We start from the raw sequence: 19611 nt of genomic DNA, 5'->3' as shown, positions 1-19611 counted from the left end.
TTTGGTTTGAGGTTGTGTGTTCAACTATTCGGTTCAACCTGAGCTTGTGGAGGGATCATTAAACACACGACAAGTCCTTCGACAGGCTCAGGACGAACGGCTTTTTCAAGCCCAACAGGCGCGCCAACCAGTTAGATGTCGTCGATCAGTTCCGCCAGTGTCGCAAGGCATTCCCGTGCGAGCAGTTTTGAACGCTCGGGCGACCAGCCTTGCTCGTCATCGGGCAAATCACGATTATCCTTGAACGGCATTTCCAGCGTCATCGCCACCGCGCCAAAGCGTTCGGCGACCTGGTTGGTGGACATCGAGAGATTGGCTTTGCCCTTGGCTGCCGTCGGATAACCAAGCTTGGTCTGGAAATCGGGTGTGCGCTGGGCGAGGCGGTCGCGATATGTGTGATAATGTTCGAGCTGCTTTTTGGTGATTGAAGGAATACCCTCAAAGCCTGCGATAAAAACCGCCGGAATTGCTTCATCGCCATGCACGTCCATCGCAAAATCAACGCCGGTTTTATCCATCGCATTGCGGACGCATAGCACTTCGGGTGATTTTTCGACGCTTGGCTCATGCCACTCGCGATTGAGATTGATGCCAGCGTAATTGGTTCGTAAATGCCCTCTGCACGATCCATCCGGATTCATATTGGGCACGATATGGAAAGTGCATTTATCGAGCAGCCGCCGCGCATGCGGGTCAGCATAGTCGGTGAGCATTTCCAGTGCGCCTTCCATCCACCATTCGGCCATGCTTTCGCCGGGATGCTGGCGTGCGTAGAGCCAGACTTTTTTCTCGCCATTACCAAGGGTCAGGCAGTCAATTGGCTGGCCCTCCAGAGAATGGCCCAATGTCTGGCAGATGACGCCTTCGACCGAAGCAACCTCGGCGATTAAATCGTGATGGCGATCCATGCTGTAAGGCGCAAAATAGGCGAACCAGACGATATTGCTGGCCGCGATATATTTGATCGACAGTGTTCCTATGGCTTCATCATAGCTGGAATCAGCGCGGCCCCAATATTCGCGATCTTCACTCACGCACGCGTCATATTTTGGCCAGCCTTGCGGATAGGCCGATTCCTTCAGACCAGTGATATTGAGCGACAACTCGTCGCCAATTTCGCAGGTGACGCGAAAGTGGAACCACTGGAAAAAATCACTATCCTTGTCTTTGCGGATTGAGAGTGTTGCAGACGTGCTGTCAATTTCGTGAACTTCGATATTTCCGCTATCGAATGCGCTGGTGATCTGGATGGTCATGGAACCCTGATAGTGGTTCCTGCCTCTCCGGGGAAGTCCCTGAATAAAGCTTCTGCCAATTTAGATGCAGCAAGGCCTGGTTGTGCAGCAGGCGAACCTTCTTTGGCTTCAACCGAAGACCGCCCTTCCCAGATAACATCGCTGTTGGAGCGCCGCGCAATCCGTACTGACAATTCGGTAGCGATTTTATCTTTCGGCCTTCCGCCAAGATTGATGCCGATGCCAAGTCCAACGCCGGAACCATAGCTGCCAGTGCTGCCGCCAACACCCACAGAAACTGGAGAGCGATTGCCTGCTGCGGTGATCCTTGCCTGATCGATCGAGACGCGCGCGATATATTCGCTGGCAGCGGCTTGATTTCCTGTATCGGTAAAGCCTACGCGTTGCAATTCGCGCATCACGGCAGCTTCAAAAGTCTTCTGTTCCAGCAAACGGTTGCTATTTTCATCGATCACCGAACCGATCGCAATAGAACCGCGGGAAATAGGCTCGCGGTCGGCATTATGAAAGCGCGTGACCTCAACAGGCGGCATCGACGCGACACAGGCCGCCAGGGCAAAGGTCAAACCGGCGCTACCGATAAGCTTATGAAAACGTGACATAACCAAACTCCAAACTCATTTTCACCGTGCCCTTGAAGTGACAATAGACCAAAATGATCCTTTGCGAGGTAAAAAATTGCATCCATCTTCGGGCTTGGTTAATCGGATGCATAGTTTTTCCAGTTATCGATGCTCCAAAGCATATCGACTGCTCACTATTTAAGGACAATAAATGCCAGATCGCCTAACCGTTTTAGTCACCGGCGGTGCCGGGTATATCGGCAGCCATGCGGTGCTCGCTCTCCGGGATGCGGGATGGCCGGTTGCGGTTGTTGATAATCTGGTGACCGGTTTTCGCTGGGCTGTCCCTGAGGATGTCGCTTTTTATGAAGGCGATATTGCCGATAGCGCGTTGGTCGCAAAGATCATCGAAGAGCAGAATATCGGCGCGATCATGCATTTTGCAGGTTCGGTCGTGGTGCCCGAATCGGTAGAAAATCCGCTCAAATATTACGATAACAACAGTGCAAAGAGCCGAAGCCTGATCGAATCTGCGGTCAACGGGGATGTAAAGCATTTCATCTTCTCCTCGACCGCCGCGACTTACGGGATTCCTGATGTCAGCCCGGTCAGCGAAGACACCCCGCAAAAACCGATCAACCCCTATGGCATGTCGAAATTGATGACCGAACATATGCTACGGGATGTTTCCGCAGCGCATGATATGAATTTTTGCGCATTGCGCTACTTTAATGTCGCCGGGGCGGACCCCGAAGGACGCACCGGGCAATCCACTGTCGGTGCGACCCATCTTATAAAAATTGCGGTGGAAGCGGCTCTTGGCAAGCGCGAGAGCGTTGCGGTGTTCGGAACGGATTATGACACCCCGGACGGCACGGGTGTGCGTGATTATATCCATGTATTCGATCTTGCCGCCGCCCATGTGCTGGCGCTGGAAGCATTGATAGACGAACCTCAGCAAAATCACCTGCTAAACTGCGGCTATGGCCAGGGATTCTCGGTGCTCGAGGTGCTGGACGCGGTTGACCGGGTTACCAATTTGAAACTGAACCGTATAATGGAAGCGCGCCGGGCAGGTGATCCCGATTCGCTGATTTCCGACAATAGCGCGATCATGAGAAGCTTTCCGTGGCAGCCAAAATATGCCGACCTCGATCAAATTGTCACCCATGCACTGGCGTGGGAGCGCAAATTGGGCGAAATTCAGGGGTAAGGGGCGCTTACAATGCTTGACTTTGGCCGATGCCGCCCTTAACTGCACCGTCTGCACGCGGACTGATGGCATATGAGCCCGCTTTCACGAAAATGGAAATTTAGAGCCCTGACTTCAGGGTGGAGTAGAAAAATGAAAGTCCGCAACTCTTTGAAGTCGCTTAAAAACCGTCACCGCGATTGCCGCGTAATTCGCCGTCGTGGCCGGACCTATGTGATTAACAAGACGAATCGCCGCTTCAAGGCGCGCCAGGGTTAATCGGGGCTGGGCTAGACAAGGCAGGACGGACACACCGCTCATCCTGAGCTTGAAGACGGACGCCTTTCACCAATCACGATGCTTCGACAGGCTTAGCACGAGCGGGTTCTGTAGGCAGCATGAGCGAAGCACATAAAATCGATACGGTCATATTTGATGTCGGCAATGTCCTTTATCATTGGAATTTGCGCTGCCTTTTTGAAAAGTTGATTGCGGATGCAGAGGAACTGGATTGGTTTCTTGCAAACGTTGTAACGCCCGAATGGCATTTCCAGCACGATGCCGGGCGGCCGCTGGCAGAAATGCTGCCAGAACGTGTTGCGCAATTTCCTGAGTATGAAACCCATATACAGGCCTATGCCGAACGTTTTAACGAGACCATATCAGGTCCGGTAAAGGGCTCGCTGGAACTGGTAGAACAATTGTCGAATAGCGGCGTTACGATCTTTGGAATCACAAATTTCGGTTCCGAATTCTGGCAACAATTTCGTCCCACAGCGCCGATTTTTGATCTATTCGGCGATATCGTGGTTTCTGGCGACGAGAAGCTGGTCAAGCCTGATCCCGCTATTTACCGGCTCGCGCTGCAACGGTTTGATCGCAATGCCGGGCAATGCCTGTTCATTGATGATCGCGCGGACAATATCGAAGCGGGTGAAGCGCTTGGGATTAAAGGGCATGTTTTTGTCGATGCCGTGGTGCTGGAAAAGCATCTGTCAAACTTGGGCTTGTTAAGAGACCTCTCATTCTGAGCCTGTCGAAGGACACGCGCTGAGGACAGTATGGTTCGACAGGCTCACCATGAGCGGCTTCCCGAAAAGGTTTCCGGCTTGGTCAGCAGCTACTTCCGTTTCAGCTCGTCCCCGGTCAGCCGCACAACATGTAGCAAGTTTGTTGATCCTGGTGTCCCAAACGGCACGCCAGCGCAAACGATCAATCGTGAACCCGCCTCACCCAATTTATGCCGCAATGCCATGCGTTTGGCCTTTGCGATCATTTCCTCAAAATTTGTCACATCGCGCGTAATGACCGCATGGGCCCCCACAATAGACCAACCCGCCGGGCGGTATTGCGATTGGGTGTTAGCACCAGTAGCGGCACCGAAGGCCGTTCACGGGCCATTCGCCGCGCTGTCGAGCCCGATGTGGTAAAGCAGACTATAGCGGAGGTTTCGATGGTTCGCGCAATATTATAGCTTGCCGCAGCGAGCGCATCGGCTGTTGTTTCGTCTGGCAGTGTCTCGGTGAAATGGACACGTTTGGAATAGGATGGATCATTTTCAACGCGTGCTGCGATCCGGTCCATCATCGTCGCCGCTTCAATCGGCCATTGGCCAACGGCCGATTCCGCCGATAACATGATCGCATCTGCGCCATCATAAATTGCGGTAGCTACGTCTGATACTTCGGCCCGCGTTGGTGTGGGCGAGGTAATCATCGATTCAAGCATTTGCGTCGCCACCACGACGGGGCGACCCATTTTGCGGGCAGCAGCAACAATCTGCTTCTGTAGTGGCGGGACCTGCTCGGGCAAAAGTTCTACACCTAGATCGCCGCGGGCGACCATGACAGCATCGGACAGTTCCAATATTTCATCGAGCCGGTCGATGGCTGCCGGTTTTTCGATTTTTGACAGCAATGCCGCTTTGCCGCCGATGAGCCGCCGGGCCTCGGCAACATCTTCCGGGCGCTGGACAAAGCTAAGCGCGATCCAGTCCACATCCTGCCCCAGCGCGAAGGTTAAATCCTTGCGGTCCTTGTCTGTGAGCGAACTGACTGGCAGCACTACCTCTGGTACATTCACGCCTTTACGATCCGATATCGGGCCTCCGACGATCACTTTGGTTTCCACGCTCTGACCGTCTGCCTTGGTGACCTCCAGGCGGATTTTTCCATCATCAAGCAGCAGCATATTGCCCGGCCGGAGCGTTTCAATGATCTCCTTGTGCGGCAAGGTAACCCGCTGCGCATCGCCCTTCTTTTTTTGCAGATCGAGGGTGAATTTCGCCCCTTCTTTCAATTCCACAGGAGCATTCGCAAACGTCCCGATACGCAGTTTTGGTCCCTGCAAGTCGGCCAATATGGTAATCGGACGACCCACCTTTTTTTCCAGTGCACGGATTGATTTCACATTGGCGGCGTGGGCCTTATGTTCGCCGTGGCTCATATTCATGCGGAACGCATCGACGCCGGCGCGGTACATCTTCTCGATCATTTCTGGACTGCCGCTGGACGGACCCAAGGTCGCTAGCACCTTTACTTTGCGGTTGCGGGAGAACATATGCGATGCCATTCGAAAATCCTGTTTTGTCGCGCCGTATCGGCGGCCTCATTCGTGGCGATTCATGACAGGATAAAAACAACAAAGCAACGGAAGCATTTTTATGAGCAACGAATTTTCTGATGAAGCCGCCGCAATCGCGTTCCGCCGACTGGTGGCACATCTGCAGCACCGTCATGATGCCGAGAATATCGACCTGATGGGGCTGGCGGGCTTTTGCCGCAATTGCCTGGCTGACTGGGTAATGGAAGCGACCAATGCGGCTGGCGGGAACATGGCGAAGGAAGAGGCGCGCAACGCAATTCATGGCATGCCATCGCAGGAATGGAAAAGAAAATTCCAGACCGAAGCGACACCCGAAAAACTCCTGAAGATGAAGAACAGCATGGCCAAGAACGCTGCACCCGACTAGAGACGCTTTCCGAATCCAAATATTAGAATTCAGAGGAAATCAGAATGAGCGAAGGCAATGTTGCCGCAGACCAGCTGCGTCTGTTTATTGAGCGTATCGAGCGACTGGAAGAAGAGAAAAAGGGTATCGCTGACGATATTCGCGATGTGTATTCCGAAGCGAAATCACAGGGCTATGACGCCAAAATCATGCGGCAGATCGTAAGATTGCGGAAGATGGAAACCCATGACCGGCAGGAAATGGAAGCGATACTGGACACTTACAAGTCTGCGCTTGGACTGGCCTGATGATTGCGGTTCGTTCGGCAACGGTTGACGATGCTGAGCGATGTGCAGAAATTTACGCGCCGTTTGTGACAGACAGCTGGGTCAGTTTTGAATTGGAACCACCGGATGCTGCCGAAATGGGCAAACGGATGGAAACCGCATTGCAATCATACGCCTGGCTGGTTGCGGAAATCGACGGGACCGTTGTCGGCTATGCCTATGGCTCACAACATCGCTCGCGCGAAGCCTATCAGACAAGCTGTGATGTTGCTGTGTATGTTGATCCTCGCTTTGCCGGACAGGGGGTTGGGCGCTCGTTATATCAATCCCTTTTCGCCAGATTGAAGGCTCGCAACGTGCACGCATTATTTGCTGGCATCGCTTTGCCCAATGATGCCAGTATAGGTCTGCATCAATCCACGGGCTTTATCTCCATCGGTGTATATCGTGAAGTGGGGCGCAAATTGGGTGGATGGCGGGATGTGCAGTGGTTCCAGCGATTACTTTGAACGGCGCTGTTGCTTGGCCATGCTGGGAACGCACAAAATGGATGAAGGAGAACTGGCATGATTGTTACCACCACCCCCTCTATTGAAGGCCGCAATATCACTGATTATCGCGGCATTGTGATTGGCGAAGTGATTGTCGGAGCCAATTTGTTTCGCGATCTGTTTGCCAGTATCACTGATATTGTCGGCGGGCGTTCAGGCAAATACGAGAATGTATTGAAACGCGCCCGAGACGAGGCATTGCAAGAAATGCAGGCTGAGGCTGTGCGGGTGGGCGGCAATGCAGTTGTCGGCGTTGATCTGGATTATGAAGTGGTGGGTGACAAAGGGTCCATGCTGATGGTGTCCGCTTCCGGCACGGCTGTTGTGGTTGGCTAAAGGACTTCGGGCCGGGTGAGCAGCACGTATAATAACCCGCTGGTGGCAATCAGGTTATACGCCATGTGCATCGCTATGCTCGACCACCAGCCAAAACGGATTCTGGCATAACCCCAGATCAGACCGCCTACCATTTGCGGCAAAACAAATGGCAGCAAGGCAATGGGATTGTCGCCCGCATAGTTGAACACATGGATAAAACCGAACAGCAACGCCTGACCCCAGAAGATGGCGGGAAATATTCGGGCATACCAGCGCGGAACCGGCCTTTTCCAGAAGCCGATCAAACCAGCCAATATACCCGCGGCAATAATTGCGACCAGAATCGGGACCGCTGTTGGACTGGTTTCGGCGAGGCCAAATTCTGACAGCGCATATGATCCGCCAATCCATGCCAGCATGCCACCAAAAGGGACTAATAACCGGGGTTGCCCGCTGATCCACGTGCGGAACATCAGTTCTTCCATAATCGGCCCGACCACCACCACGAAGAGCATCAACTGCCAGACCGGACGTTTGAACATCTCCGCCATATCGCCCGACATCTCGACCCCGAAGGCAAACATCAGCGGGAAAAGCACTGCTGCGATGATGGCGACGATGATGCAATTCAGCACGAAAAGCCAAGCCAGCTCGCTGGCCTTGTTGGCGCGGGCTATGTGTTGAGGATGGACAGTTGGCGCGCGAAGAAAAGCCAACAGGTCGCGGGCGACGCGCTGCAAATGGTGGATTGGCCATCCAATGGTTGAGTTGGGTCTAAACATGCGGCAAAGAGCCTTCAAATAATCCAAATAACAGGTAACGGATAAATCTTATGGCAGGCCATAGTAAATTTAATAATATCAAGCACCGGAAAGGTGCGCAGGACAAGAAACGCGCGGCGCAATTCTCCAAGTTATCGCGCGAAATCACGGTGGCGGCGAAAACCGGCATGCCGGACCCGGACTTTAATCCGCGCCTGAGACTGGCCGTCAATAGCGCCAAGGCAGTGTCGATGCCCAAGGATAATATCCAGCGTGCGATCGACAAGGCCTCGGCCAGCGAAGGTGATGATTATAATGAAGTGCGCTACGAGGGTTTTGGTCCCGGCGGTGTGTCGCTGATCATTGAAACGCTGACCGACAACACCAACCGCACCTTCACCAACGTCCGTACGATCATGTCGCGCAATGGCGGCAATCTGGGAGAAAGCGGCTCGGTGTCGCATGGTTTTGAACGGGTCGGTTATATTCAGTATCCCGCGAGCGCTGGCAGTGAAGACAAGGTGCTGGAAGCTGCGATGGAAGCGGGGGCAGAAGATATTTCCTCCGACGATGATGGCCATGAAATCTGGACCGCGATGGAAGATTTGCACGAGGTTTCCGGCGCGCTGGAAAAGGCGCTCGGTGAAGCGGAAAGCGTGAAACTGGCATGGCGTCCTTCGGTTCAGGTGGAAGTGGACGCTGAACAGGCCGAAACTTTGCTCAACCTCATCGACATGCTGGAAGAGGATGATGACGTGCAAACGGTCTGGGGCAATTATGATGTGTCCGACGAGATTATGGAGAAGTTGAACGCGGAGTAGCCGTTGATCATTCTCGGCCTTGATCCCGGGCTTGGCACAACCGGCTGGGGCGTGATCAGCGCTGAGGGCAACCGGCTGTCGCATATCGCAAACGGTCAGATCAAGACCGATCCCAAGATACAACTGGCCAGCCGTTTGCTGAAACTTGACCTCGAACTCACCGATATCATGCTGGAATACAGGCCGGATGCTGCTGCGGTGGAGGAGGTGTTTGTGAACTCCAATCCGCAAAGTACTTTGAAACTAGGGCAAGCACGGGGCGTGGTTCTGCTCGGCGCATCGCGGTCCGGGCTGGAGATTGGTGAATATTCTGCGCGATTGGTGAAAAAATCGGTTGTCGGTGTCGGCAAGGCGGACAAGGACCAGGTGCAGGCGATGATCAAAATATTGCTGCCGGGCGTAAAGCTGGCCGGGCCGGATGCCGCCGATGCGCTGGCGGTGGCGATCACCCATGCGCATCACCGGAAACGGCTGGGTCTCGCGTCATCCTGAACTTGTTTACCTTCGGTGGCCTGACGGCTCAGGATCCCCCGGATAAATGAAATCCTTGCCAAACCAGACGAGATGCTGAAACAAGTTCAGCCTGACGGGATTGAAAATATGATCGCAAAACTGACCGGCATGATTGATGAAATCGGCACTGACAACCTCGTGCTGGATGTGCAGGGCGTCGGCTATCTGGTGTTTGCCAGCACGCGGACTTTGGCGGCGGTTGGCGGCGTGGGCGATGGCGCGACTATTTATACCGAAATGCAGGTTTCCGAAACCGACATGCGCCTGATGGGCTTTGCCACGGCGAGCGAGCGCGACTGGTTCCGCAAACTCATTTCGGTGCAGGGCGTCGGCGGCAAGGTCGCGCTGGCAATATTGGGCGCGCTGGAAACTGGAGAAATTTCCCGCGCCATAGCGACCGGTGACAAGGCGATGATTTCGCGGGCGAACGGCGTTGGCCCAAAACTGGCCCTGCGGATTGTCAATGAATTGAAGGACAAAGTCGGCGGACTGATGGTTGATCCGTTTGTCGGCGCAGGCGGGGCGGTTCACGCGCCATCGAGCAACAGCGCCGATGCGGTGAGCGCGTTGCAGAATTTGGGATTTAAACCGGTTGAGGCAAGCATGGCTGTTGCTGCTGCGGATGCCGAGGCTGGGGATGGTGCGACGCTGGATGCGCTGGTCAGGCTGGCGCTGAAGAAGGCGGCGAAATGAGAAAAGTGCAAAGAGAGCTGCATCCAGAGCTTGTCATTCAAAAAATGAAAGAATTTAGAAAGGACGAGCAAGCATTTTTCAAAAAATACGGCGGTGGACCCTCTGTTGGTTATGATTTGCTTGACGAGCAAGGTAGGAAATACCCTCCAGCGGCCATCGTTCAGGCCGCCTTGGACTGGGAAGACGTCAAAGGAGGAGTGAAGGCGCGGGATTCTGCTGGTCGAGCACTGAGAATGCATGGTTTCAGAGTTGTAAAGAAAGGAGTCCGCCTTAAATCCTCTCCAAAGAATAAAGATGTAATGCTTGAACGGTTGAAAAATATCGAACGAACGGAGCAACGACGCAATTCTAAAGTCAGAATAGGTTCTCGCCCTTTGCGAGAATTCGCTTTGCGACATAAAATTTGTTGCGAAGTAACGGGCATCGACGATGATCCGCTGCTCCGTGTTTCCCACATCATTCCGTGGAGCCGTGATGAAAAAAACCGCCTAAATCCAGAAAACATCATTTTGTTGTCTGCGCATTGGGATGCTGCTTTTGATCGCGGACTTGTCTCCTTTGACGATGAGGGAACTGCGATTTATTCCTCCAATCTATCAGAGTGTGCAACTTCAATCATGAAGTCGAGCGAGTATACTACTCTTTCTTTGACGAGTGAGCGAATGCAGTTTCTTGCTAAGCATCGAAAAAAGTTTGGTTACCATTGACCAAAGACCCTCACAAATCTCCAATTGACACACACCGTCACCCTGAACTTGTTTCAGGGTCCACTTCTCCTCGCTCGCAGGCGGCGATTTGGTTCATGGTGGATGCTGAACCGAGTTCAGCATGACGGGTTGTAATGACAACCCGATCACTCCTGAATCGCTGGCAACCCCAAATTCACCGCCAGATCAACCCACTGCGGATTTTCCGATTCAATCAGATTGATCTTCCAAGGGCGATGCCAGTTCTTTAGCTGCTTCTCGCGTGTAATCGCGGACCGCATGTCATCAAGCATCTCGAAGCGCACCAGTTTGTAAACCGCGTGCTTTGATGTGTGTCCCGGCACCAGACCGTTGCGATGCTGGTAAAGTCGCTTTATCAGAGCGGACGTCACGCCGATGTAGAGCGCGCCATAAGGCCTGCTTGCTAATATATAGACGCAGGGGTTTTTTTCATTATGCATAAGGCAGTGACTGACCCGGAATGGTCCCTGAAACAATTTCAGGGTAGCGGGTTTGGGGAGAATGGCCGTTTCTGATAATCCAGATCTTACTGCAAAACGCCAGCCCGAAGATATCGACGCTGCCCTGCGCCCCAAGACGCTTGACGAATTTATCGGGCAGGAATCGGCGCGCGGGAATTTGCGGGTGTTTATCGAGGCGGCCCGTTCCCGCAAGGAAGCGCTTGACCATGTGCTGTTCTTTGGTCCGCCGGGACTGGGCAAAACCACGCTGGCGCAAATTGTTGCCAAGGAAATGGGTGTGGGGTTCCGCTCCACTTCCGGGCCGGTTATCGCCAAATCCGGAGACCTTGCGGCGCTGCTGACCAATCTTGAAGAAGGCGACGTGCTGTTCATTGACGAGATTCACCGCCTCAATCCGGTGGTCGAGGAAATTCTCTATCCGGCGATGGAAGACCGCGCGCTGGATATCATGATCGGCGAAGGGCCATCAGCGCGTTCGGTGCGGATTGATTTGCCCGCTTTCACGCTGGTCGGCGCGACCACGCGGCAAGGGCTGCTTACGACCCCATTGCGCGACCGCTTTGGTATTCCGGTGCGGCTGAATTTCTATAATCACGACGAACTGGAACTGGTCGTGCGCCGTGCCGCAAAATTGCTCGCGCTTGATATTGCCCCTGATGGCGCGCAGGAAATTGCCCGCAGGGCGCGGGGAACGCCGCGCGTTGCCGGACGCTTGCTGCGCCGCGTGCGCGATTTCGCCAATGTCGCCAAAGATAGCATGGTCACCGCGAAATCTGCCGACGCTGCGCTGACGCGTCTCGAGATTGATGCGCTCGGGCTGGACGCGATGGACCGGCGTTACCTCCACATGATCGCGGATATTTACAAAGGCGGCCCGGTCGGCGTCGAGACGCTCGCCGCTGGCTTATCGGAACCGCGCGATACGATTGAGGAAGTGATTGAGCCGTATTTGATCCAGCTCGGCCTGATTGCGCGAACAGCGCGAGGCCGGGCGCTCAATGATCGGGGATGGAAGCATCTCGGGATGGCTCCACCGGCGGACAAAGCGGTGGATGGGGAGTTGTTTGATTAAACGCGTCATTGCGAGCGTAGCGAAGCAATCCAGAGCGGCACGCGCAGACGCTCTGGATTGCCGCGTCGCTTCGCTCCTCGCAACGACGAAACCGGAGAAATTTGGACATGCGAATGAATCGCCGAAATTTCAACAAACAGGTCAGCGCCTTCAGCGCAATGGCCGCCGTCCCTGCGATGGCTTCCTGCGCAGCGCCTGCTAGTATGTCCGGCACCGGCTTCTGGATGCCCGAAGAGAGCCAGCCGCACCAGCGCACGTTCATGCAATGGCCGGTCAGCAAAATAGTCCATCCCGATCCGGTGTTCCTCGATATGCTTCAGCAAAGCATCGCCGATGTCGCCAATGCGATTGCCGAATTTGAATCCGTCGTCATGCTGATGGACGAGCGGTTTGAAGAGTCGGCACGGCGGAAATTATCCGATGGCATCGAGGTATGGAATATCCCCACCGATGATCTGTGGTGCCGCGATGCAGGACCATGTTTTGTTCGCAATGAAGCGGGACAGCTCGCTGTGCGGCATTTTAACTTCAATGGTTGGGGGAGCAAACAGGTGCACGGCAATGATGGCAAGGTCGCCGCCGCTGTTGCTGACCGCCTGGGGTTGGAGTTGCTCGACAATGGTCTGGTTGGCGAACCGGGCGGATTGGAATCCGATGGCGCGGGAACCGTCATCGCCCACGAATCGAGCTGGGTGATCGATAATCGCAACGGCGGAACTAAAGCCGAGATAGAAGCGAAAATTCTCGAAGCGGTTGGTGGGAAGAAACTGATCTGGGCACCAGGAGTCAAGGGTGGCGATATCACCGATTATCATATTGACGCGCTGGCGCGGTTCACCAAGCCGGGAGAAATATTGATCCAGTTGCCGGACGAAGACGATGCGGAAGAAGATCCGTTTGCAGCCTCTGCTTATGAAACCCATGATATATTGGCAGAAGCAAGTGACGCAGGCGGAAAGAAATTTGCAATGACGGTGTTGCCGCAACCCTATGATATCCGTGTAAAATCGGAAGATTTCGTCGCGTCTTACGTGAATTATTATGTTTGCAACGGCGCGGTTATCGCGGCGCAATTTGGTGATGCCGAGGCGGATGCCGAAGCCGGGGAAACACTGCAACGGCTACATCCGGGACGCGAGATCGTGATGCTCAATGTTGATCCGATTGGGGAATGCGGTGGCGGAATTCACTGCGCCACGCAACAAATGCCGAAGGTTTGAGCGGGTGTTAAGTTAAACCATATTTATCTGGTCACTCGAAGCCCAGGTCGCATGGGTGCCGCTCGAAATCCGGTGCGGCAAAATGATTGTGCAAACCGGCCCCGCAGCAATATCCTTTGCGTCAACGATGATACACTCGCTGCGATCCAGCTTCATATCGGTAATGAAGCTGATCAAATAGCCATCATCTTCGTCCACCGCTCCAGCGCGCGGAATAAAGGGCGCTTCCGATCCAAAGCGATCATCGCCAAAATAATAACGCTCCGCTGTTCTCGTCTCCAGATCATGTTTGACCAGACCGTTGAACAGGAACCAGCCGGGATGACCGGTGACGCTATAGGCATAGCGATAAGGCTGTCCGGCGACCTGCTGATTGAACATCCCGAATTCCACCGGATATTCATCGAACAATGTTTCTTCGCGGGTCTCGCCGGTTTTCATGTTGAACCGCCAGCGATGTAACTCGGGTTTGAAGCTGTGCAGGTCGATGCTTGCGCCCATGCTTTCATAGCCTGAGGGAAAATCCGTTAATGGCGGCGGCACCGGATCATTCTGGAAATAACCGTCGAGCACCACGTCATCGCCCTCCTCAAAGGCATTGGCCCAGTGCAACACATAGGTTGGCTTGGCGTCGAACCATTTTATCTCTTCCGGTTTGCCCATCCGCGGTATGATCCCGAAGCGGGTTGGCATATCCTCGTGATAGGCCGGAATACGCAGGCCGTGCTCCATCAGGTCCTCTTTCCAGAACATCGGGCAGTCATTGAAGATCGCGTAGTTCTCCGAAAACGCCATATCATGCGGTAGTCGCGCTCCGGGCAGTTCGATGGGTATGAAATGCTTGAGCTGGTCATCCGGTCCAACGACACCATAATGGAGGTAAGGCGCTTTGGTAGAATAGTTGAAGAACAGCAATTCGCCGGTTTTCTCATCGACCTTGGGGTGGGCGGAAATGCCCTCTTCGGGCACCCAGTCAGCAACGCCCAATGTCTCCAGTGTTTCGGGGTCGAGCTGATAGCCTTCGCCGCACTGGTAGAAGGTTGAGAGGATTTTCCCGGCATGGACCACGACATCAGTGGAGCTGCTGTCTTTCACGCTGCCGTGCGCGCCCCAACCAGGCCTTTTGGATTCGCCCGGTTTGCCCATGATACCAGCCCAGAGCGGGCCGCCTTCGTCCTGTTCCGCCGCAAAACCCTTGGTGCGGACGAAGCGGTTCCGGTAATGCGCCTTGCCGCCCTTGATACGGATGGTGTGGATCATCCCGTCGCCGTCGAACGGATGATAGCGACCGAGACTGTCATGCAGCGGATTTTCGGTATTGCGCACATATAGTCCGTCAATATCAGCCGGTATTTCGCCAATTATTTCAAGATCATCGGTGTCCAGTTCTTCAAACACCGGGGTCCACGCGCCGTTGCGATAAGGGTGGTCATTCTCCCCCAGGGTGACGGTATAGTCGTTTGCCCGTGTGGCCATTCTTCATCCTCTCCGTTCGTCCTGAGCCTGTCGAAGGACGGTTAGCGCATACTCACCCTTCGACAGGCTCAAGGCAAACGGAAACTTTCCCGTTTAATCCCTCAGCAGCTCGTTGATACCGGTTTTGGATCGCGTCTGTGCATCAACGGTTTTGACAATCACCGCGCAATAGAGGCTCGGGCCCGGCTCGCCATCAACATTGGCGCGCGGCGGCAAGGTGCCTGGCACGACCACGGCGTAAGGCGGCACTTCACCAATCCATGTCTTGCCCGTCAGCCGGTCGACGACCTTGGTGGACGCGCCAAGATAAACACCCATCGAGAGGACCGCGCCTTCGCCGACACGTACGCCTTCTGCCACTTCCGAACGCGCCCCGATAAAGCAACCATCTTCGATTATCACGGGTTCGGCCTGCAAAGGTTCGAGCACGCCGCCGATGCCGACACCGCCGGAGATATGCACATTTTTTCCGATTTGCGCGCAACTGCCAACCGTCGCCCAGCCGTCGATCATGCTGCCCTCATCGACATAGGCGCCGATGTTGACGAAGCTCGGCATCAGGACAACGCCCTTGCCAATGAAAGCGCCCTGGCGGACGATGGAGCCGGGAACCGAACGGAATCCGGCGTCGCGGAAGCGGTTTTCACCCCAGCCCTTGAACTTGCTCGGCACCTTGTCCCAGTGGTTCGCACCGCCAGGCCCTTCGATCACTTCATTGTCGTTGAGCCGAAAAGAGAGCAGCACTGCTTTTTTGAGCCACTGGTTGACCACCCACTCGCCGTCCTTTTTTTGGGCGACACGCGCGGTGCCATTGTCAAGCATGGCGAGCGCTTCATTGACCGCATCACGCTCCGCGCCTTGCGAGGTCAAGCTCAGGGATTCGCGCTTATCCCACGCTTTTTCGATTATACCCATTAGTTTTGCGGTCATGTTGCTTTTGCTTCCTTCGGATGATGCAAGCCGGTCACCCAGCTTTCCAGTTCAGATATTTCGTGGTCGATATAGGCGGGATCATGTTCCCGGCCCGCCCATTCCGCGCCGGTATTAACCCATATTGTCGTCATGCCCAAATCTTTTGCGGGACGCAAATTGCGCGCCATATCTTCAACAAACAAGGATCGCTTGGGATCGACGCCGGTTGCCGCAACCATGCTGTGATAAGCGCCGGTTTGCGGCTTGGGGACCAGATCGGTATCCAATATGTCATGCATCTGATGGAACAGATCGCCAAGGCCGCGTCGCTCCAGCACGCGCTCGGCATAGGGCCGGTCGGCGTTGGTAAAAACCAGCTTCTCGCCCGGAAGCGCTTCAATCGCCGCGCGCAGGTCTGGTGAGGGCGATAGCCGGTCCATGTCGATATCATGGACATAATCGAGGAATTCCTGTGGCGCGATGGCATGATGATGCATCAGTCCGGCCAGAGTTGTGCCATGGTCGTGGAAATAGGATTTTTGTACGGTCCGCGCTTCGATCAGATCGCAGCCCAGCAGCTGCGCGACATATTCGCCCATCTTGATATCGATCAGCGCAAACAGGTCGCACTCGGCAGGGTAGAGGACATTGTCGAGATCAAAGATCCAGTGATCGATATGGGAGAATTCTGGTGGCATGAGTTTGGCCTAATCATTGCGATGTCCTGCGGCAAGCTGAATTGCCGATCAAGCCTCCATCAGTTCCATCAACTCGATTTCAGGAGATAGTGCTGGCAAATATTTTTCAAAATATCATGGTCTTATGCCCGCGCGCCTTGCTCAACACTCGTGCTGTTATGGCGCAGCGCTTTTAGCACCGTCTCGACAATGCCATCCGCATCCAGCCCCGCTTCAGCATATTGCAGCTCCGGCTTATCCTGATCCTGAAACATATCGGGAAGTCGCATCGTGCGGATTTTCAGGCCAGCATCAGTAAGACCTTCGTCTGATGCCATCGTCAACACATGCGCGCCCAGCCCGCCTACGGCTGCTTCTTCCACCGTCACCGCCACTTCGTGCGTGATCAACAATTTGCGGATGAGCTCATCATCGAGCGGTTTTACAAAGCGCAAATCGGCGACCGTTGCGCTGAGGCCCTTGGCCTCCAGCTTGTCGGCGGCTTTCAGTGCTTCCTGCAAGCGCGTTCCGAGCGAGAGAATCGCAACTTTAGTGCCTTGGCGAACAAGGCGGCCTTTGCCGATTTCGAGCTTTTCCGGAACCTCGGGAAGTGCAACGCCGGTGCCATTGCCGCGCGGATAGCGGAAGGCAATCGGGCCATCGTCATATTCTGCTGCTGTGTAGGTCATGTGGACCAGTTCTGCCTCATCGGCTGGGGACATCACCACCATGTTGGGGAGGGTCGCGAGATAGGTGACATCAAAGCTACCGGCATGGGTTGCGCCATCCGCGCCGACCAACCCAGCCCGATCAATCGCAAAACGAACCGGCAGGTTCTGGATGGCAACATCGTGCACCACCTGATCATAGGCGCGCTGGAGGAAGGTGGAATATATCGCGCAAAATGGCCGCATACCCTGCGCGGCCAATCCGGCGGCAAAAGTCACGCCATGCTGCTCGGCAATGCCGACATCAAACGCTTTGTCAGGATGCGCCTTGGCGAATTTGTCAACGCCGGTGCCTGATGGCATCGCGGCGGTGATCGCACAGATGCGTGGGTCGGTATCGGCCAGTTTTGCCAGCGTTTCCCCAAAGACATTCTGATAGGCTGGCGGTCCGCCGCCGGGGCCTTTATCCTGCTTGCCGGAGATAACGTCGAATTTCGCCACGCCATGATATTTATCGGCGGATTCCTCGGCAAATTTATAGCCTTTGCCTTTTTCCGTAACGCAGTGGATCAGCACCGGCCCTTGCGCATTGTCACGCACGTTTTCCAGAACCGGAATAAGCTGGTCCATATTGTGGCCGTCAATCGGGCCGACATAATAGAAGCCGAGTTCTTCAAAAAGGGTGCCGCCCATTGCCATGCCGCGTGCATATTCTTCGGCTTTTTCGGTTGCGCCATGCAGTCGGCGGGAGAGCTTGGCGGTTACTTTGCTCGCAAATTTGCGCAAGCCGAGATATTCGCTGGATGACACCAGTCGCGCGAGATAGCCGGAAAGACCCCCAACGGGCGGTGCAATCGACATATCATTGTCGTTGAGAATAACGACGAGCCTGTTTCCCGCTGCTGCGGCATTGTTCATCGCTTCATAAGCCATGCCCGCGCTCATCGCGCCATCACCGATGACAGCAATGGCCTTGCCCGGTTTGCCCGCCATTTTATTGGCCACCGCAAAGCCTAGTGCAGCGCTGATCGAGGTGGAGCTGTGCGCCGCGCCAAACGGATCATATTCGCTTTCGCTGCGTTTGGTGAAGCCGGAAAGACCGCCGCCCTGCCGCAAGGTTCTTATGCGATCACGGCGGCCAGTGATGATCTTGTGCGGATAACATTGGTGCCCGACATCCCAGATCAGCCGGTCTTCGGGTGTATTGAACACGTAATGGATGGCTGCGGTAAGCTCGACAACACCAAGACCGGAACCCAGATGTCCGCCGGTTTGCCCGACCGCATCTATCACTTCCGTGCGCAATTCGTCGGCAAACTGCCGTAGCTGCGTGGGCTTTAATTTTCGCAAATCCGCCGGATAATTGACTGTGTCCAAAAGCGGTGTGTTGGGGCCGACCATAAAAACTCCCTGTCTTGTCCCTGCTTTAACCAGAATGTCTGTTGATGTCGAACATTGAAAGCTGTCCATTGGAACGCATATTTACGGGACGCCCTGAATACCGGCTGACCGCTTTGCTTGCGTCTGAAGCTATCAGCTACATTTCTCGCAAACACCGCGCACTTCGATGACCGGGCGGATGGAGCTAAAGCCTTGGTTTTTAGCCACTTCGCGGACTTGCGATGACAGCGCATCATCATCAATATGGGTCGCCTCGCCGCAGGTATCGCAGACCAGAAATATGCAATCATGTTCACAGCCGGGGTGGCTGTTCGCGAGATAAGCATTGGCACTTTCCACGCGCATCGCGAGGTTTTTGGCGACGAACAGATCGAGGATGCGGTATACGCTATTGGGTGCAACCCGCTTGCCGCGCGCGACCGAAACCAGCTCCGCGATGTCATAAGCGGAGGCGGGCCGCGAAAAACCGGACAGCGCCTCAAAAATTGCCGCTCGTGTATCGGTCCATTTTTCGCCGGAGCGTTCCAGATTGGCCCGCGCTGCGTCGGCCAAAGATTCGCCGTGATGTTCGTGATGGTCGTGTTTGGTCATGGATGGTATTTAGGGGTTTTTGAAGATTGGGGCAAGCGGCAGGCTCCATTTTGTCTCGCGAGTTTTATTGGACCTCAAGCGCCAGGCGATTGAGGTTAAATTTAATGCGTAGCGCGGTAATTCAGATCGTGCCCCAGCGCCAGCACACCAACGCCAAGCATCGTGTAAATCACTTCTGCACCGCCATGATCGCCGCCGTGGCCCAGCGTAATTGCGCCCATCATCATGCCAAGGCCAAGCCCGCCGAGCGCGGCTGGCATGACATATCCATGATCCAGAACCCCGCGGCCCAGCGTGAACATACCCAATGCTATGGCGATACCGATGCCGATTTCATGGACCAGCGGATCAAGAAACACACCGCCTGCTGAAGACAGCAGCGCGACAAATAATATCGTCGAAATGCAGTGTACAAGACATAATCCGGAAATCATCACAGCAATCCGGTCCCACAGGCCATCCTTGCCCATAAGACCATCTTTGTTCCAAAGATTTGCTGT

23 protein-coding genes and 1 pseudogene are annotated in these 19611 nt (G+C 54.7%); 13 read left to right on the top strand and 11 right to left on the bottom strand.

The window, feature by feature from the left end:
• Positions 1–131: 131 nt before the first annotated feature.
• Positions 132–1256 carry a M14 family metallopeptidase gene (locus HF685_RS10195; RefSeq protein WP_168819744.1) on the bottom strand — a complete coding sequence of 375 codons (1125 nt, stop codon included), beginning with the start codon at positions 1254–1256 and terminating at the stop codon, positions 132–134.
• Positions 1253–1858: a DUF4136 domain-containing protein gene (locus HF685_RS10190; RefSeq protein WP_168819743.1), complete on the bottom strand. Its 606-nt coding sequence runs from the start codon at positions 1856–1858 to the stop codon at positions 1253–1255. Before HF685_RS10190 ends, HF685_RS10195 begins: the two co-directional genes overlap by 4 nt.
• A gap of 172 nt (positions 1859–2030) precedes the next feature.
• Between HF685_RS10190 and galE the strand changes: the two genes are divergently transcribed.
• The 3 genes from galE to HF685_RS10175 all read left to right on the top strand — a co-directional run bounded on the left by galE (position 2031) and on the right by HF685_RS10175 (position 4042).
• Positions 2031–3032 carry a UDP-glucose 4-epimerase GalE gene (galE, locus tag HF685_RS10185; protein ID WP_168819742.1) on the top strand — a complete coding sequence of 334 codons (1002 nt, stop codon included), beginning with the start codon at positions 2031–2033 and terminating at the stop codon, positions 3030–3032.
• 132 nt (positions 3033–3164) lie between these two features.
• A complete protein-coding gene (ykgO, locus tag HF685_RS10180; RefSeq protein WP_011415100.1) occupies positions 3165–3290 on the top strand; it encodes a type B 50S ribosomal protein L36 in 126 nt (41 codons plus the stop codon).
• Between the two features lie 119 nt (positions 3291–3409).
• Positions 3410–4042, top strand: coding sequence for an HAD family hydrolase (locus tag HF685_RS10175; protein ID WP_168819741.1), 633 nt, complete (start codon positions 3410–3412; stop codon positions 4040–4042).
• A gap of 89 nt (positions 4043–4131) precedes the next feature.
• On the opposite strand, the pseudogene pyk reads toward HF685_RS10175, so the two are convergent.
• Positions 4132–5582, bottom strand: a pseudogene (gene pyk, locus HF685_RS10170) (pyruvate kinase).
• Positions 5583–5673: 91 nt separating this feature from the next.
• Between pyk and HF685_RS10165 the strand changes: the two are divergent.
• Genes HF685_RS10165 through HF685_RS10150 form a run of 4 tightly spaced genes read left to right on the top strand, consistent with a single transcriptional unit; the run spans position 5674 to position 7135 of the window.
• Positions 5674–5982, top strand: a complete 309-nt coding sequence (locus HF685_RS10165) for a DUF1244 domain-containing protein (RefSeq protein ID WP_168819740.1) — start codon at positions 5674–5676, stop codon at positions 5980–5982.
• Positions 5983–6026: 44 nt separating this feature from the next.
• Positions 6027–6269: a DUF2312 domain-containing protein gene (locus HF685_RS10160; protein ID WP_074203789.1), complete on the top strand. Its 243-nt coding sequence runs from the start codon at positions 6027–6029 to the stop codon at positions 6267–6269.
• Positions 6269–6757, top strand: a complete 489-nt coding sequence (locus tag HF685_RS10155) for an arsinothricin resistance N-acetyltransferase ArsN1 family B (RefSeq protein ID WP_168819738.1) — start codon at positions 6269–6271, stop codon at positions 6755–6757. The genes HF685_RS10160 and HF685_RS10155 overlap by 1 nt, the downstream gene beginning before the upstream one ends.
• A gap of 57 nt (positions 6758–6814) precedes the next feature.
• Entirely contained in the window at positions 6815–7135 is a 321-nt protein-coding gene (locus HF685_RS10150) for a heavy metal-binding domain-containing protein (protein WP_168819736.1), read from the top strand.
• Here the strand turns inward: HF685_RS10150 and HF685_RS10145 are convergent.
• Positions 7132–7899: a CPBP family glutamic-type intramembrane protease gene (locus HF685_RS10145; protein ID WP_168819734.1), complete on the bottom strand. Its 768-nt coding sequence runs from the start codon at positions 7897–7899 to the stop codon at positions 7132–7134. The genes HF685_RS10150 and HF685_RS10145 overlap by 4 nt on opposite strands.
• Positions 7900–7949: 50 nt before the next feature.
• On the opposite strand from HF685_RS10145, the gene HF685_RS10140 reads away from it, so the two are divergent.
• From HF685_RS10140 to HF685_RS10125, 4 genes are all read left to right on the top strand, one after another.
• Positions 7950–8699 carry a YebC/PmpR family DNA-binding transcriptional regulator gene (locus HF685_RS10140; RefSeq protein WP_168819732.1) on the top strand — a complete coding sequence of 250 codons (750 nt, stop codon included), beginning with the start codon at positions 7950–7952 and terminating at the stop codon, positions 8697–8699.
• A 3-nt stretch (positions 8700–8702) separates the two neighbouring features.
• Complete coding sequence (gene ruvC / locus HF685_RS10135; protein ID WP_168819730.1) at positions 8703–9191, top strand: crossover junction endodeoxyribonuclease RuvC; 489 nt, start codon at positions 8703–8705, stop codon at positions 9189–9191.
• A 108-nt stretch (positions 9192–9299) separates the two neighbouring features.
• Positions 9300–9905, top strand: a complete 606-nt coding sequence (gene ruvA, locus HF685_RS10130) for a Holliday junction branch migration protein RuvA (protein WP_168821473.1) — start codon at positions 9300–9302, stop codon at positions 9903–9905.
• A complete protein-coding gene (locus tag HF685_RS10125; RefSeq protein WP_168819729.1) occupies positions 9902–10612 on the top strand; it encodes an HNH endonuclease in 711 nt (236 codons plus the stop codon). The genes ruvA and HF685_RS10125 overlap by 4 nt, the downstream gene beginning before the upstream one ends.
• A 146-nt stretch (positions 10613–10758) precedes the next feature.
• Here the strand turns inward: HF685_RS10125 and HF685_RS10120 are convergent, their stop codons facing one another.
• Positions 10759–11073: a GIY-YIG nuclease family protein gene (locus HF685_RS10120; protein ID WP_168819727.1), complete on the bottom strand. Its 315-nt coding sequence runs from the start codon at positions 11071–11073 to the stop codon at positions 10759–10761.
• Between the two features lie 61 nt (positions 11074–11134).
• On the opposite strand from HF685_RS10120, the gene ruvB reads away from it, so the two are divergent.
• Together ruvB and HF685_RS10110 are read left to right on the top strand one after the other, a co-directional pair.
• Positions 11135–12166 (top strand): Holliday junction branch migration DNA helicase RuvB, encoded by a 1032-nt coding sequence (ruvB, locus tag HF685_RS10115; RefSeq protein ID WP_168819725.1) that lies wholly within the window; start codon positions 11135–11137, stop codon positions 12164–12166.
• 113 nt (positions 12167–12279) lie between these two features.
• Positions 12280–13386 carry an agmatine deiminase family protein gene (locus tag HF685_RS10110; protein WP_211051109.1) on the top strand — a complete coding sequence of 369 codons (1107 nt, stop codon included), beginning with the start codon at positions 12280–12282 and terminating at the stop codon, positions 13384–13386.
• A 12-nt stretch (positions 13387–13398) separates the two neighbouring features.
• On the opposite strand, the gene HF685_RS10105 is transcribed toward HF685_RS10110, so the two are convergent.
• From HF685_RS10105 to HF685_RS10080, 6 genes are all read right to left on the bottom strand, one after another.
• Entirely contained in the window at positions 13399–14862 is a 1464-nt protein-coding gene (locus HF685_RS10105) for a carotenoid oxygenase family protein (RefSeq protein ID WP_168819723.1), read from the bottom strand.
• A 93-nt stretch (positions 14863–14955) separates the two neighbouring features.
• Positions 14956–15792, bottom strand: a complete 837-nt coding sequence (gene dapD, locus HF685_RS10100) for a 2,3,4,5-tetrahydropyridine-2,6-dicarboxylate N-succinyltransferase (protein ID WP_168819721.1) — start codon at positions 15790–15792, stop codon at positions 14956–14958.
• Positions 15789–16472, bottom strand: a complete 684-nt coding sequence (locus tag HF685_RS10095) for a pyrimidine 5'-nucleotidase (protein ID WP_168819719.1) — start codon at positions 16470–16472, stop codon at positions 15789–15791. Before HF685_RS10095 ends, dapD begins: the two co-directional genes overlap by 4 nt.
• 122 nt (positions 16473–16594) lie before the next feature.
• Positions 16595–18520 (bottom strand): 1-deoxy-D-xylulose-5-phosphate synthase, encoded by a 1926-nt coding sequence (gene dxs, locus HF685_RS10090; RefSeq protein ID WP_168819717.1) that lies wholly within the window; start codon positions 18518–18520, stop codon positions 16595–16597.
• A gap of 132 nt (positions 18521–18652) precedes the next feature.
• Positions 18653–19111 carry a Fur family transcriptional regulator gene (locus HF685_RS10085; RefSeq protein ID WP_168819715.1) on the bottom strand — a complete coding sequence of 153 codons (459 nt, stop codon included), beginning with the start codon at positions 19109–19111 and terminating at the stop codon, positions 18653–18655.
• Positions 19112–19212: 101 nt separating this feature from the next.
• On the bottom strand, positions 19213–19581 hold the full coding sequence (locus tag HF685_RS10080; protein WP_168821471.1) for a MerC domain-containing protein: 369 nt from the start codon (positions 19579–19581) through the stop codon (positions 19213–19215).
• Positions 19582–19611: the final 30 nt, after the last annotated feature.

It is taken from the genome of Parasphingorhabdus halotolerans (assembly GCF_012516475.1).
Taxonomy (GTDB): Bacteria; Pseudomonadota; Alphaproteobacteria; order Sphingomonadales; family Sphingomonadaceae; genus Parasphingorhabdus; species Parasphingorhabdus halotolerans.
Note: the sequence above shows the minus strand (reverse complement) of the source record. Positions and strands in the feature narration are given on the sequence as shown.